Source organism: Chelativorans composti, assembly GCF_039541695.1.
In the GTDB taxonomy this organism is placed as follows: Bacteria; Pseudomonadota; Alphaproteobacteria; order Rhizobiales; family Rhizobiaceae; genus Chelativorans; species Chelativorans composti.
This window is the reverse complement of the sequence record NZ_BAABGS010000012.1, coordinates 119,999-133,642: the sequence shown is the minus strand read 5'-3', so window position 1 is coordinate 133,642 and position 13,644 is coordinate 119,999. Positions and strand designations below refer to the sequence as shown.

Here is a 13,644-nt window from a genome sequence, read left to right as displayed (position 1 = left end):
CTGTTCGTTTGCGCGCGGATCGTTCACCGCCGCAGCCAATCCGTTCGCGCCAAATCCTCCCTTTCGCACCCGCCCGCCATGCGGTTACAGTGCAGGTTGGAGGAACAAGCCCCTTGGAGGGCAGTGGGAGGACGGACCGACATGTCAGGCATCTGGATCATCCTCGCCGGGTTGATCGCGGCAGGCGTTGGGTTCCTCATGCTCAAGAAACGGAGTTCGCAAGACGGCCCACGGGCCCTTCCGGTCAGCGCGAGCAACCCGCCTGCCGGGACGGGCGGCGCCGGCACGACGGCCGGACCAAACGGCGAGCACGTGACGGAAACGTTCCACATCGGCGCGCAAGGCTTCACCATCACGCGTGGCAGATCGGCCGGCGAGGAACGGGACACCGAGACGTAGGGCCTTCCCTGCCCGCCAAACAGAAATTCTGTCGCGAACTCCCCTTTGAAACGCGTCCCCTTGAAACAGCAACGCGCCCGTGTTGGGCGCGTGCGATCTCCTCGTCAGGATGGCGCCAAGCCCCTCCCCTGAAGGGCGCGGCAACCGAAGCTCAGCCGATGCGAAGGGAATCGTCGTCGAGTTCGGCGCCGCCACGGACGCGGCGGAACATGTCGACGAGATCATCCACGGTCATGGTCCGGCGCCGTTCGCCGGATATGTCGAGCACGATCTGGCCTTCATGCAGCATGATCGTTCGAGTGCCGTGATCCAGCGCCTGGCGCATGGAGTGGGTCACCATCAACGTGGTGAGCTTGTGCTCGACGACCAGCTTCTCCGTTAGATTTGCCACGAACTCGGCCATGCCGGGGTCGAGGGCAGCCGTGTGCTCGTCAAGAAGCAGCACCTTCGCGTCGGCAAGCGTGGCCATCACCAGGGCCAGCGCCTGGCGCTGACCGCCCGACAGAAGGCCCATGCGGTCGCCCATGCGGTTCTCGAGGCCAAGGCCAAGCTCGGCGACGCGGTCCCGGAGGCGGGCCCGGCGGGCGCCGTTGAGCGCCAGTCCCAGGCCGCGGCGTACGCCGCGACAGGCAGCAAGAGCCAGATTCTCCTCGATCGAAAGGTTGGCGCAGGAGCCGGCAAGCGGATCCTGGAACACGCGCGCCACGCGACGGGCGCGCAGCGCCGGCTTCTCGCGGGTCACGTCATCGGCGCCGACGCGGATAACGCCCTTCTCGGGCGTGACGTCACCGGCAATCGCGCCGAGGAGCGTGGACTTACCCGCACCGTTGGAACCGATGACCGTCACGAACTCGCCATCGGCAAGCGTGAGGCTCACGCCGCGCAGGGCCTTGTGTTCCAGCGGCGTGCCGCGGTTGAAGGTGACGTGGATGTTTTCGGCGGCGATCATCAGGCAGCCCTCCGGCGAGCCTTGAGCTTCGGCAGGATGAGCGCCAGAGTCACAAGCACTGCGGTCACGAGGTTGAGGTCCGAAGCCTTCAGGAAGAGGAAATCGGCGGACAGCGCCAGCTGCACGGCGACGCGGTAGACGACCGAGCCGAGAATGCAGGCGAACAGCGCGATCAGCATGGAGCGGTTGCGGAACAGCGTCTCGCCAACAATCACCGAGGCAAGGCCGACAACGATGGTGCCGACGCCGGAGGTGACGTCCGCAAAGCCGGCGATCTGGGCGAAAAGCGCTCCTGCAAGGCCGACAAGGCCGTTGGAGAGCGCCATGCCGACATAGATCTGGCGGCCGACGTCGACCCCATTGGCCTGAGCCATGCGCGGGTTAGCACCGGCGGCCCGCATCGCAAGGCCGAAGTCGCTTGCCAGGAAGCGGCCGAGCAGCAGCGCCACGATCACCACCAGTACCAGAAGCACAAGCGGGCGGACGATGTGGTCCGGAATGCCGAGATCGTAGAAGGGCGTGACGATCGTATCCTGATTGAGGAGCGACATGTTGGGCCTCCCCATGACGCGCAGATTGACGGAGAAGAGCGCGATCATGGTCAGGATCGAGGCGAGCAAGTTGAGGATTCCGAAACGCACGTTGAGGAAGGCGGTCACAAGCCCGCAAACGGAACCGGCCGCCGCCGCGATCAGAAGCGAGGTCCAGGGATCGATGCCGTTGCTCAGCGCCACCGCCGCCGTGGCGGCTCCAAGCGGGAACGATCCGTCAACCGTGAGGTCCGGAAAATCCAGCACGCGAAACGCCAGGAAGACACCGAGCGCGACGAAGCCAAAAATCAGGCCAAGCTCGACGGCTCCCCAGAAGGCAATAGCGGACATAAAACTTTGCTCCAGAATAACTGCACGCCTGCCCCCGTTGCGTGACCCCAAGCTGGAGCTCAAGGCAAGCGAAAAAACGCAGTAACGGGCAGAAATACTCGGAAAAATGCCGCTCCGGCGAGCCGGAGCGGCTGGAATGGCTATTCGATGACCTTGTTGGCGCGCTGCAGGACGGAGTCGGGCAGCGTCACGCCCTGTGCCTCGGCCGCCTTCTTGTTCACGACGAGGTCCGAGCCGGAGGCGAAGGTTACCGGGATTTCACCAGGGTTTTCGCCCTTCAGCACGCGCAGGACCACGTCTGCGGTCTGACGGCCGACCTGGTAGTAGTCGAAGCCGACGGCGGCGATGGCGCCGCGGCCGACGGAGTCTGTATCGCCGGAAATCAGCGGCAGATCGTTCTCATCGGCCACACCGACGAGTGCCTCGAAGGCGGAGACGACCGTGTTATCGGTCGGGACGTACATGGCCTGAACCTTGCCGACCAGGCTGCGGGCGGCATTCTGGACGTCAGCGGTCTTGTTTGCCATGGCCTCGACCACCGTCAGGCCCTCGGCTTCCGCGGCCTTCTTGAACATCTCCAGCAGGACGACCGAATTGGCCTCACCGGGGTTGTAGACGAAGCCGATGGCCTTCACGTCCGGCACGATCTCCTTGATCAGGGCGACGTGATCGGCGACCGGCGTCAGGTCGGACACGCCGGTGACATTGGCGCCCGGCGCCTCATTCGACTTGACGAGACCGGCAGCGACCGGATCGGTCACGGCAGAGAAGACGATCGGAATGGTACGGGTCGCAGCGGCGGCAGCCTGGGCCGACGGCGTGGCAATCGGAACGATCACATCGGGCGAGCTGCCGGCGAATTCGCGGGCGATCTGGGCGGCCGTTGCCGGATTGCCCTGCGCGGATTCATAGATGAACTCGAGATTGTCGCCGACCTTGTACCCCGCCTCCTCGAGGCCATCCCGCACGCCGTCGCGCACAGCATCCAGCGACGGGTGTTCGACAATTGCGGTGACAGCCACTTTCGCCGACTGTGCAATTGCGCTTCCCGACATGAGAAGGCTCGCGACCGCAATAACGAGAAGTTTACGCATGTGAGATTACTCCGATGACTGTTGCCCAAGACAAGCCCCCCCCCCGAAGGCAACCAGACCGCGGCTGACGGCGGCCAACTTCAGGAACGCCTCCCGATCGAGCAATCTTTTCGATAGGCCCCCAATTGTCAATGCAGCCCGCCACAGAGATGCGCGCGGAAGTGCCCATCGCCCGGGAAAGGCTGGCGGTAGGTGAGGCCCCCTCGCCTTCGGGCGCGGCCACGCGGATCGAGATACGCCGGAAAACAGCCGCTGGGAGCGCAGCGCCGACACGCGCAGCGGCGACCACTGTGGGCGCCCTCCAGGTCAGCAGCTCCGACCCGCCGCCCGCCAGGATGACCGATCAATTCTGAAGGGCACGCCAAACCGATGCCTCATCGCGGCGGTGCGCGCCGCTCCCTGGTCACCGGACTTTGGCAGGCGCCGCCTGCCCGCCTTGGCACTCCGCGCTGCCGGACGAGACAGACGGGATCATAAGAAAAAAGAAGCCCGGCAGAGGGGTCCCCGCCGGGCTTTCTAATGGGAGACTTACTATCACACGTCGTCGCGATAGACTTTTTCGCGGCGTTCATGGCGCTCTTGCGCCTCAATGGAAAGCGTCGCGATCGGGCGAGCCTCGAGACGTTTCAGAGAGATGGGTTCGCCGGTTTCCTCGCAGTAGCCGTAGGTCCCATCCTCTATCCGTTGTAATGCCGCATCGATCTTCGCGATCAGCTTCCTCTGGCGATCACGGGCTCTCAGCTCGATTGCGCGATCAGTCTCCGAAGATGCCCTGTCAGCGATATCGGGATGATTTGCGCTTTCTCTCTGAAGTGCCTCCAGCGTCTCACGTGCTTCCTTGAGAATCTCCTCCTTCCACTTCAGCAGCTTCCGGCGGAAGTACGCCCGCTGGCGCTCGTTCATGAAAGGTTCGTCCTCTGAAGGCACGTAGTCAGCATCGACGAGATCGGTCATTAGCAACCCCACTGCTTCAAAGCCGATGCTATATATTCTGGCAGACCGGTCGGTACAAGCATAAACCTTTCGCCTTAGTGCAATTATAATCCCCCCTTGCGGATACATCCACAATTTCGCCGCAGATCGGCCAAAAGTTCGATCAGCACCAGCGAAGCAAATGTTTGATATTTCACAGTATAATCACGCGCTTGAAACAAATCATATAAAACTAGTCCGACCGTGACTTGCCCACACAGCGATGGGTGCGGAGAAACAAGCAGCACCAGGAAGCAGAGAATCACCGGCATCCACGGCGGCGTTCCAGACACCACAAAACAGGCGTGGCGGGTCTGGGACAGGCAGGCCGTAGAAACAGGCCTTCCCCGGAAAGCATGGCGGCTCCACCGGCCGAAGCCATCTCCACGTCAGTGTGTCCTCACGCCACGCATTGACCACCCCGCATCACGCGGCCGGGCCGACACGCCAGCCGCTTGCGGAGACCCAGCCGTGCGCTGCGGCGTTGCTCCAAGACTGCCGCGTGGCAAGCCAGCCTTCCACCGGAGGCGTCGCCCAAACCGGCTGGTTAAGCGAGCCCTCTTCTTTTGATTTTGAGCGGCATTCGTCGCCCCAAAAATCCGGCTGGAGACGCTGACCGCCCTCTTCTGAGCGTCACTCATCGCCCCAAATCCGGCCGGAAACGCACTCGCGTCCGCTTCTGCGAGACACATTCGCGCCGCGCACATCCGGCCGGAGCGCACTCCTCACCTCAGCCCGGTTTTCTCGGCACGGTTTGCCCTCGGACAAACAACACCTGGCAAGAGTGGTGTAAGGGCGGGCGCATCACCGCTGACAACGGTAGCCCGTCCATGCGCCTGGCAGGGCAACTCGCCGGTGCGGCTGTCGAGGCACCGCCCTGACGCGCCCCGAGAAACGTTTCACACGCGGTCAGTGAATGACGCTGATCCACGAGGCCACGGCAATGACAAACGAGCTGATCGCCAGCAACGAAGCGAGATCGCGAAAGAGATCTGCCATGGAATCCTCCTCAGAACATCCGTTGATCTTGATATGATCTTTGTATGTTCTTTTTTTGTTCACGTCAACCGCATAGCCGCGAATCCGATTCCCGCTTGAAGAAGGGGTAAAGAAAGCGTTACCGGCAGTTCGGATGACAACAATCTGGGCGGAACGTTCAGCCGGGATGATGCCGAGCGACCGCCTCCGGGGGCTGGCCGCATCGGTAACGGTGGCCGGGGGAGATGTGAGGCTTTCCGCTGACGGCTACCGAGATGCCCACCGCGGGCGCGTCAAAGGGCGAGCGATCAGAGGATGCCGCAGGCTCCTCACCTTCCCACGACAGACGCGGGATGCGGCGAAGAAAAGCCATTGCCCGGGAAGTCATGCGGCCCCTGCCCTCCCCAACAGGTTCGCTGCCCGCGTTCGCCACGCCCTGCGTATGTTCTGGCGCTAGCCATTGTACGCGGAAGGAACGAACGGAGATCTGGCAGCTCAGGCCGATCGCTGCCGTTACTTGGCCGACGACGTGCCGGTGGAAGAAGCAGCAGCGGCGGGCGTGCCGGCAGAGGCGGCGGCCGAAGTGCCCGAAGACGCTCCTGCAGCGGGAGCGCGGGAAAGCTCCACCACCTTGCCGTCGCGCAGGGTCACGCGGCGGTCCATGCGCGCGGCAAGCTCCTCATTATGGGTAGCGATGAGAGCGGCAAGGCCGGACTGGCGCACCAGCGCCTCCAGGGCCTCGAAGACGTATTTCGCCGTTGCGGGATCGAGGTTGCCGGTGGGCTCGTCTGCCAGAAGCAGAAGCGGCGCGTTGGCGACCGCGCGGGCAATGGCAACGCGCTGCTGCTCGCCGCCCGAAAGCTCCGCCGGGCGGTGCTCGGCCCGCTTGCCAACCTTCATATAGTTCAGCAGCTGGGCGGCGCGCTCGCGCGCCTCGGAGGGCTTCAGGCCCGCGATCAGCTGCGGCATCATCACGTTTTCCAGCGCGGTGAACTCCGGCAGGAGGTGATGGAACTGGTAGACGAAGCCGATGTCGCGGCGACGGATCTCGGTGCGGCGGTCATCGGAGAGGCCGGCGCAGGGCTGGCCGTTGACGATCACGTCACCGCCATCGGGGTATTCCAGCAGGCCCGCAATGTGCAGCAGGGTCGACTTGCCCGTGCCCGAAGGCGCCACAAGCGCAACCATCTCGCCGCGCTTCAGGGTGAAGCTGGCGTTGTTCAGGATTACCAGCTCCTTCGAGCCCTGAATGTAGCGGCGACTGATGGATTTGAGTTCGAGGATGCTGTCAGCCATTCTATTCGTATCTCAGGGCGTCGACGGGATCGAGACGGGCAGCGCGCCAGGCCGGGAACAGCGTGGCCAGGAACGACAGCAGCAGCGCCATCAGGACCACCGCCACCGTCTCACCCGACTCCATGTCGGCCGGAAGCTTGCTCAGGTAGTAGATCTCCGGGTTGAAGATCGTGGTTCCCGAAAGCCACGAGAAGAACTGGCGGATGGAATCCACATTGAGGCAGATGATGGTGCCGAGGATCAGACCCGCGAAGGTTCCCGCAACACCAATCGAGGCGCCCGCCATCATGAAGATGCGCATGACGGAGCCGCTCGTGGCGCCCATGGTGCGCAGAATGGCGATGTCGTGCCCCTTGTCCTTCACCAGCATGATCATGCCGGAGATGATGTTGAGGGCGGCGACCAGAACGATCATGGTCAGGATCATGAACATGACGTTCCGCTCCACCTCCAGCGCCGAGAAGAAAACCTGATTGCGCTGGCGCCAGTCGGTGATCTGCACCGGACGCTGCGCGGCCTCCTCGATCAGCGGGTAGAATTCGGCAACGTCGTCAGGATCGTCGATGAAGACTTCAATCTGCTGCGCCAGCCCTTCGACATTGAAGAAGAGCTGCGCCTCCGTGAGCGACATGATCACGAAGCTTGCATCGTAGTCCGAGATACCGACCTCGTAGATGCCTTTCACCGGATAGGCCTTGACGCGCGGCGTTACACCGAAGGGCGTGACGTCACCTTCGGGCGAGAAGAGGGTGATGTTGTCACCGAGGCCGATGCCAAGCCGCTGGGCCATGCGGGAGCCGATGAGGACCCCCTCGCCCGTATCGAAATTCTCAAGAGATCCCTGGCGGATGTTCTGGCCCATGGACAGTTGGGCCAGATCCCGGGCACGGAAGCCGCGGATGATGGCGCCGGTGCCCGCACCGCGCGGGCCGGAGGCGAGCACCTGCCCCTGCACCATCGGCACGGCGAGGCGCACACCCGGCACTTTCGCCAGCCGATCGGCGAGTTCCTCGTAATCGTCCAGAGGCAGGTCGATGGGCAGCACGGTCATGTGCCCCTCGATGCCCAGCAGACGCGTCAGGAGCTCAGTGCGAAATCCATTCATGACGGCCATCACGACGATGAGCGTCGCCACGCCCAGCATGATGCCGATGAAGGATATGGCCGAGATGACGGAAACCGCGGTCTCCTTGCGCCGCGAGCGCAGATAGCGCCACGCTACCAGCCGCTCATAGTAGGAGAACGGTCCCGCTCCCTTCGCCCTAGCTCCCGCTTCGCTCATTTGCCCTTGCCAAATCTGTCGATTGCAGCCTGTACGGACATGGTCTCACGCTCGCCGGTGGCGCGGTTCTTGACCTCAACCTCGCCGTTGGCGATGCCGCGCGGGCCCACAATGATCTGCCACGGCAGGCCGATCAGGTCGGCAATGGCGAACTTCGCGCCGGCGCGCTCCTCGGTGTCGTCATAGAGCACGTCGATGCCGGCGGCGGTGAGCTTGCTGTAGAGCTCGTCGGCCGCGCCGTCGCAGGCGGCGTCGCCCGCCTTCATGTTGATGAGCGCGACGTGGAAGGGAGCAACCGCCTCCGGCCAGATGATGCCGGCATCATCGTGGCTCGCCTCGATGATCGCGGCAATGAGGCGCGACGGACCAATGCCGTAGGAGCCCATGGAAACAAAGTGCTCCTTGCCGTCTGGTCCCATCACGGCCGCCTTCATCGGCGCGGAGTACTTGGTGCCGAAGTGGAAGATATGGCCGACCTCGATGCCGCGGGCCGACAGGCGCTGCTCCTCGGGAACGGACGCCCACTGGCTCTCGTCGTGCATCTCTTCGGTGGCCGCATACGGCGTGGTCCACTCGGTGACGACGCGCGCGATCTCCTCATTGTTGAAGAAATCGATGTCCGCCGGCGGCACCTGCAGATCCAGGAACTTCTTCTCGCAGAAGACGGCGCTCTCGCCGGTGGAGGCGAGGATGATGAACTCGTGCGACAGATCACCGCCGATCGGGCCGGTGTCGGCGCGCATCGGAATGGCCTGCAGGCCCATGCGGGCGAAGGTGCGTAGATAGGCAACGAACATGCGATTGTAGGCCGCCTTGGCGCCCTCGTAATCGAGGTCGAAGGAATAGGCGTCCTTCATCAGAAACTCGCGCGAACGCATGACTCCGAAGCGCGGGCGCACTTCGTCGCGGAACTTCCACTGGATATGATAGAGATTGAGCGGCAGGTCGCGGTAGGACTTTACATAGGCGCGGAAGATCTCCGTGACCATCTCCTCGTTGGTCGGACCGTAGAGCATCTCGCGCTCGTGGCGGTCCTTGAAGCGGAGCATTTCCTTGCCGTAATCGTCGTAACGGCCGCTCTCTCGCCAGAGTTCGGCCGACTGGATGGTCGGCATCAGGATCTCGATGGCGCCGGCGCGGTTCTGTTCCTCGCGGATGATCTGGCAAACCTTGTCCAGCACGCGCTTGCCGATCGGCAACCAGGAAAAGCTGCCGGCGGCCTGCTGCCGGATCATGCCGGCGCGCAGCATCAGGCGGTGGGACACGATTTCCGCTTCACGCGGGTTTTCCTTGAGAATTGGCAAAAAATAGCGCGACAGTCGCATAGGTCAGTCCAGCACGAGAGGAAGCGCGGAATCATAACCGCGCACTGTGGATTTGCATTGCTTCTTAGCCAGTTCGGGCGCGATTGAAAACCCGCGGGCACCCCGCACTGCCGTTTTGGCGTCCCTTCCAGCGGTCATGAACGATTTCAAGCCAATAACTCACCAGATGGTGAAAATTTGTCGTGACATGACGACAGAAATTAGTCTAAAGTGTGCGCCACATAACAAGAACATGGACTAGCAATCCAGTTCGTAACGCGGTCAATTGTCTTGGGAGGAAGTTGGTCCCGGCGCGTTCATCCGCAGCCGCCGTCCGAGGACGGAGAAGGGATCAAACGCGTTAAGCTGCAAGGCCTCGTGCCTTGCTTTTTTTTTGCCTGCAAGTCTGGACAGGACGATGAGCTGCCTTGCAAGGGACAAGGCGTATTTGCTCTGGCAGAACCAGGCTAGCGACAAGCAGCGCAGCACAGGTGGCTGAAGCGTCACTCCGAGTTGCGCCGCCGAACGAGCGAAGCTCGGCGGCCTGCGTCTCCGTCGAAATCAAATCCCGCTTGAAAAGCTGGGCGCTGGGCTGTGCCAGGATGCCGGCCTTTCATTCTCCCTAAAGAAGGGGAGATAATGCTTGCCTCACCCTCGGTGCAGAACGCCGGCATTGTTGGTTGCGGAAGCATTGACGCGACGCCCCTATCTCTCCCCTTGCGGGAGAGAATGCCCTTTCGGCGTCCTGGTCGAGCAGAGCGGAGGGCCCGAGTGCCTGGATGCAAAAGCGGAGACATCATTTCTCCGTGAAGCCGACCGTACTGGCCCACGAAGGCTCGACCCTCGACAGCTCGCCCCCGACAGGCTCGCGGTGAACTCGCCTGCAGTGCAAGCGATCAGCGGTTGCGGGCGCCGAACCCGAAATCCGGCATGATGTTCGGGATGTCGTCGAACGAATAGCCGAGCACGCGGGTGACAAGCAGAAAAAGGCCCATCACGACGAAGGACAGGAGCGTGGTGATGATGATGGCGCGCAGCATGTGCCTGCCAGCGGGAGCGCTCGGGGTCGTTCCCATAACAACCTCCTGCTCCTCGTCCTGCGTCCGCAATCCCAGTGGCAGCGACACGAACAGCATGATCCACCAGATGATGAAATAGACGGCTGCAAAGGATACCCAGGTCATGTGCACTCCAATCGCAATTTCAGCGGTCCCCTGGCGCCGGTCCCCTCACCTCACCCACGGGCCGGGGACGGGGCGCGCAATCGGGCCCGCACAGATCCGGAGCGGACACTTCCCATCTTCCTTCCGTCCGGAATCCGCCCCACTCGTGGCACCGCGGCGCGAACTTGTCAAAGGGCCATGCCGCAATCGTGACCGGCCTTGTGCATTCCGGCTTCGGACGCGCACGCGGTGTCAGGCCCGCCCTCCGACAGGCTTCACCCATCGACAAGCTCAGTGTGAGCGATGGCGGCGGAACGAGTGGCGCGGTCAGATCTGCTCGAGCTCGACGAGCGTGCCGTTGAAATCCTTCGGATGCAGGAACAGCACCGGCTTGCCGTGGGCGCCGGTCTTCGGCTCGCCGTCGCCCAGGATGCGCGCGCCCTTTTCCTTCAGATGATCGCGCGCAGCGATGATGTCATCCACCTCGTAGCAGACATGGTGGATGCCGCCGGACGGGCTCTTATCAAGGAAAGAGGCAATGGGCGACTTCTCGCCCAGCGGCTCCAGCAACTCGATCTTGGTGTTGTCGAGCTCCACGAAGACGACCGTCACGCCATGCTCCGGCAGAGACTGGGGCGCCGAGACCTTCGCGCCCAGCGTATCCCGATAGATCGCCGCAGCCGCGGAAAGATCCGGCACGGCAATCGCCACATGATTCAGTCTCTTCAGCATAGCTCCCCCTTACTGAGTGACGAAGACGGTCACGATCGGCTTCTTGCCCCAGGCCTCGTTGGCCGAGGCGCGCACGGCGCGGCGGACGGCCTCCGCCACCAGGTCCAGATTGCGGCGGCCCTTGCGCGGAATGCTCTCGATCGCGCCGATGGCCGCATCGAGCATGACCTGTTCCATCAGACGGCCCTGCGGATCCTTCTCCGCCACGCCGATGGCGACAAGGTCCGGATCACCGGCGAGATTGTAATGGTTGTCTAACACGACGTTCACCGCCACATGACCGGCATAGGAGAGCTTGCGGCGGTCGCGGACGCCCACCTCCACGTCATTTCCGATAACCTTGCCGTCCTTGAAAATGCGGCCGAAGTGGACGCGCTCCAGAATTTCGGCAGGTCCCGGCGCGAGCCGCAGCATCTCGCCGTCACGCACCTGGGCCACCTGAGGAATGCCGCACATGGCGCCGAGCGAGCCGTGGGCCACCAGATGGGCGGCCTCGCCGTGGACGGGCACGAGAATCTCGGGACGGACCCACTCGTACATCTTCCGCAACTCGTTGCGGCGGGGATGGCCGGAGACGTGGATGAGCGCGTCGGAGTCCTCGATGACCTTCACGCCCTGCTCGATCAGCAGGTTCTTGATGCCGATGATGGCCTTCTCGTTGCCAGGGATGACGCGGGAGGAGAAAACAACCGTGTCGCCGGGAGCAAGCTGCACGTTGCGCAGCTCCTGCCGCGCGAGCTTGGCCAGCGCCGCCCTCGCCTCGCCCTGGCTGCCGGTGCAGAGCACCACCACATGCTCACGCGGAATCTGCTCATACTGGTCTTCCGTGAGGAACGGCGGCAGCCCGTCTAGATAGCCCAGTTCAGCCGCAACATCGATCACGCGCTGAAGCGAGCGGCCGAGCACCAGCACGGACCGGCCGACATCGCGCGCCGCTTCGGCGATCGCGCGGATGCGGCCGACATTCGAGGAGAAGGTGGTGATGGCGACGCGGCCAGGCGCCTGCTCGATCACCTCGCGGATCCCCTTGCCCACATCCTGCTCAGAAGGCGAGTCCCCTTCCCGCAGCGCGTTGGTGGAGTCGCAGATCAGAGCCAGAACGCCCTCGTCGCCCAGCGCGCGGAAGCGCGCCTCATCCGTGCTGGGCCCGAGAACGGGAGCCGGGTCTATCTTCCAGTCGCCGGTGTGGATCACGCGGCCGAGCGGCGTCGTAATGGCAAGCGAAACCGGCTCCGGTATGGAGTGGCTGACGGCGATCGCCTCGATCCCGAACGGGCCGATCTCAAACCGGTCACCAGCCCGGAATACGCGTAACGGGATCTCCGGCGCGTCGACCTCGCTTTCGCGCTTGGCCTCGATCAGGCCGGCGGTGAACGGGGTTACCCAAACCTCCGTGCGCAGCATCGGCCAAAGATCGAGCAGCGCGCCGAAATGGTCCTCATGGGCATGGGTGATGACGATGCCCTTCAGATTGGGCAGATGTTCGGTAATGAAACGGATGTCCGGCAGGACGAGGTCGACACCGGGAAGCTCCGGTCCGGGAAACGACACGCCGCAGTCAACCAGAAGCCAGCTGCGATTGTTGGCCGGACCATATCCATACAGGGCCAGGTTCATGCCGATCTCGCCGACACCACCCAAAGGACAGAACACCAATTCCTCTTGCCCCAATGCCACGTCCGGAATTCCTCTCCAATTTCGTTAGCAGATTATTGATTCGATCAATCAACAACTGCGCCTAACTCGTTGTTCTCTAATACTACCAATCATTTATCGGGCGCGCTCGGATGCGACCGCGCCAAAGTGGACATCGCCGGCGGTAACGTACAGCCGGTTGCCATCGTCCTCGCGGATCACCAGCCGTCCGGCGTCATCAATGGTCTCAAATAAGCCGGAAGCGACCCGTCCGTCTACCCTCACGGCGACCCTGCCGCCAAGCCCTGACGCGCGCTTGAGCCATCGTTCGCGTATCAGGGGCAAGCCGCGCGCCCCGTTCCACAGACGCATGTTGTCGACCCAGGCGTCGCTCAGGGCCAGGAACAGACCGCCCGCATCGGCCTTGCTGCCAAGGGCTGCCAGCGAAGTCGCCGGATACGGAAGATCCGGTGGATAGGCGACCACGTTCACGCCAATACCAATGGCCAGTGCCAGGCGGCCATCAGGCAGCAAAGTCGACTCCAGCAGAATGCCTGCGAGCTTCGCGCCGCCGGCGAGCACGTCGTTCGGCCACTTCAGCTCGAAGCGGTGGCCGGAGCCGGAACCGTGATCGAGTCCGATATCGATCCGCGCATCCGGTGCCGTTGCGTCGAGGGCGTCGGAAAGCGAAAGCCCCGCAACGAAGCCCAGCGTTGCGGCCGTTGCGGGGTCGAAGCTCTCCACGAGGAGGACGGTGGCGGCAAGGTTTCCGACCGGCGTCTCCCAGGCGCGCCCCCGCCTTCCGCGCCCCCCGGTCTGGTGCCGCGAAACGATCCAGAGACGGCCCGGGTCACCCTCACGCGCCCGCTCGAGAGCGAGCGCGTTGGTGGAAGTCACAGACTGGTGCGCCTCCAGCCGGTAGCCGTCCGAGAGAGCCGAAGGCGCAAGCGCAAACATCG

Annotated in this window: 12 protein-coding genes; 1 reads left to right on the top strand and 11 read right to left on the bottom strand. The window is 63.3% G+C overall.

Translation table 11 applies throughout. The annotated features are described in order from the left end of the window. Window positions 1-141: 141 nt before the first annotated feature. Window positions 142-399, top strand: a complete 258-nt coding sequence (locus ABD906_RS03115; protein ID WP_345098158.1) for a hypothetical protein — start codon at window positions 142-144, stop codon at window positions 397-399. A 151-nt stretch (window positions 400-550) separates the two neighbouring features. Here the strand turns inward: ABD906_RS03115 and ABD906_RS03110 are convergent, their stop codons facing one another. The 11 genes from ABD906_RS03110 to ABD906_RS03060 all read right to left on the bottom strand — a co-directional run bounded on the left by ABD906_RS03110 (window position 551) and on the right by ABD906_RS03060 (window position 13,642). Next, complete coding sequence (locus ABD906_RS03110) at window positions 551-1,348, bottom strand: ABC transporter ATP-binding protein (RefSeq protein ID WP_345098157.1); 798 nt, start codon at window positions 1,346-1,348, stop codon at window positions 551-553. Then, window positions 1,348-2,229: an ABC transporter permease gene (locus tag ABD906_RS03105; RefSeq protein WP_345098156.1), complete on the bottom strand. Its 882-nt coding sequence runs from the start codon at window positions 2,227-2,229 to the stop codon at window positions 1,348-1,350. The genes ABD906_RS03110 and ABD906_RS03105 overlap by 1 nt, the downstream gene beginning before the upstream one ends. 140 nt (window positions 2,230-2,369) lie before the next feature. Then, window positions 2,370-3,323, bottom strand: a complete 954-nt coding sequence (locus ABD906_RS03100; RefSeq protein ID WP_345098155.1) for an ABC transporter substrate-binding protein — start codon at window positions 3,321-3,323, stop codon at window positions 2,370-2,372. 534 nt (window positions 3,324-3,857) lie between these two features. Next, window positions 3,858-4,277, bottom strand: a complete 420-nt coding sequence (gene dksA / locus ABD906_RS03095) for an RNA polymerase-binding protein DksA (protein WP_345098154.1) — start codon at window positions 4,275-4,277, stop codon at window positions 3,858-3,860. A 1,509-nt stretch (window positions 4,278-5,786) separates the two neighbouring features. Then, a complete protein-coding gene (locus tag ABD906_RS03090; protein WP_345098153.1) occupies window positions 5,787-6,569 on the bottom strand; it encodes an ABC transporter ATP-binding protein in 783 nt (260 codons plus the stop codon). A 1-nt stretch (window position 6,570) separates the two neighbouring features. Beyond that, window positions 6,571-7,851, bottom strand: a complete 1,281-nt coding sequence (locus ABD906_RS03085; RefSeq protein WP_345098152.1) for a lipoprotein-releasing ABC transporter permease subunit — start codon at window positions 7,849-7,851, stop codon at window positions 6,571-6,573. Further along, window positions 7,848-9,176, bottom strand: a complete 1,329-nt coding sequence (gene proS, locus ABD906_RS03080; protein WP_345098151.1) for a proline--tRNA ligase — start codon at window positions 9,174-9,176, stop codon at window positions 7,848-7,850. The genes ABD906_RS03085 and proS overlap by 4 nt, the downstream gene beginning before the upstream one ends. Before the next feature lie 875 nt (window positions 9,177-10,051). Next, on the bottom strand, window positions 10,052-10,339 hold the full coding sequence (locus ABD906_RS03075; RefSeq protein ID WP_345098150.1) for a DUF1467 family protein: 288 nt from the start codon (window positions 10,337-10,339) through the stop codon (window positions 10,052-10,054). Window positions 10,340-10,645: 306 nt separating this feature from the next. Further along, window positions 10,646-11,050, bottom strand: coding sequence for a methylmalonyl-CoA epimerase (gene mce, locus ABD906_RS03070; protein ID WP_345098149.1), 405 nt, complete (start codon window positions 11,048-11,050; stop codon window positions 10,646-10,648). 9 nt (window positions 11,051-11,059) lie between these two features. Continuing rightward, window positions 11,060-12,667 carry a ribonuclease J gene (locus ABD906_RS03065; RefSeq protein WP_345098295.1) on the bottom strand — a complete coding sequence of 536 codons (1,608 nt, stop codon included), beginning with the start codon at window positions 12,665-12,667 and terminating at the stop codon, window positions 11,060-11,062. Window positions 12,668-12,820: 153 nt separating this feature from the next. Then, window positions 12,821-13,642, bottom strand: coding sequence for a biotin--[acetyl-CoA-carboxylase] ligase (locus ABD906_RS03060; RefSeq protein WP_345098148.1), 822 nt, complete (start codon window positions 13,640-13,642; stop codon window positions 12,821-12,823). Window positions 13,643-13,644 lie beyond the last annotated feature (2 nt).

What these genes read in the sequence shown, in the direction of transcription:
- ABD906_RS03110 (WP_345098157.1), bottom strand. Translation starts at nt 1,348, where the DNA reads ATGATCGCCGCCGAAAACATCCACGTCACCTTCAACCGCGGCACGCCG.
- ABD906_RS03075 (WP_345098150.1), bottom strand. Translation starts at nt 10,339, where the DNA reads ATGACCTGGGTATCCTTTGCAGCCGTCTATTTCATCATCTGGTGGATC.
- ABD906_RS03115 (WP_345098158.1), top strand. Translation starts at nt 142, where the DNA reads ATGTCAGGCATCTGGATCATCCTCGCCGGGTTGATCGCGGCAGGCGTT.
- proS (WP_345098151.1), bottom strand. Translation starts at nt 9,176, where the DNA reads ATGCGACTGTCGCGCTATTTTTTGCCAATTCTCAAGGAAAACCCGCGT.
- ABD906_RS03060 (WP_345098148.1), bottom strand. Translation starts at nt 13,642, where the DNA reads ATGTTTGCGCTTGCGCCTTCGGCTCTCTCGGACGGCTACCGGCTGGAG.
- ABD906_RS03100 (WP_345098155.1), bottom strand. Translation starts at nt 3,323, where the DNA reads ATGCGTAAACTTCTCGTTATTGCGGTCGCGAGCCTTCTCATGTCGGGA.
- ABD906_RS03090 (WP_345098153.1), bottom strand. Translation starts at nt 6,569, where the DNA reads ATGGCTGACAGCATCCTCGAACTCAAATCCATCAGTCGCCGCTACATT.
- ABD906_RS03085 (WP_345098152.1), bottom strand. Translation starts at nt 7,851, where the DNA reads ATGAGCGAAGCGGGAGCTAGGGCGAAGGGAGCGGGACCGTTCTCCTAC.
- mce (WP_345098149.1), bottom strand. Translation starts at nt 11,050, where the DNA reads ATGCTGAAGAGACTGAATCATGTGGCGATTGCCGTGCCGGATCTTTCC.
- ABD906_RS03065 (WP_345098295.1), bottom strand. Translation starts at nt 12,667, where the DNA reads ATGAACCTGGCCCTGTATGGATATGGTCCGGCCAACAATCGCAGCTGG.
- ABD906_RS03105 (WP_345098156.1), bottom strand. Translation starts at nt 2,229, where the DNA reads ATGTCCGCTATTGCCTTCTGGGGAGCCGTCGAGCTTGGCCTGATTTTT.
- dksA (WP_345098154.1), bottom strand. Translation starts at nt 4,277, where the DNA reads ATGACCGATCTCGTCGATGCTGACTACGTGCCTTCAGAGGACGAACCT.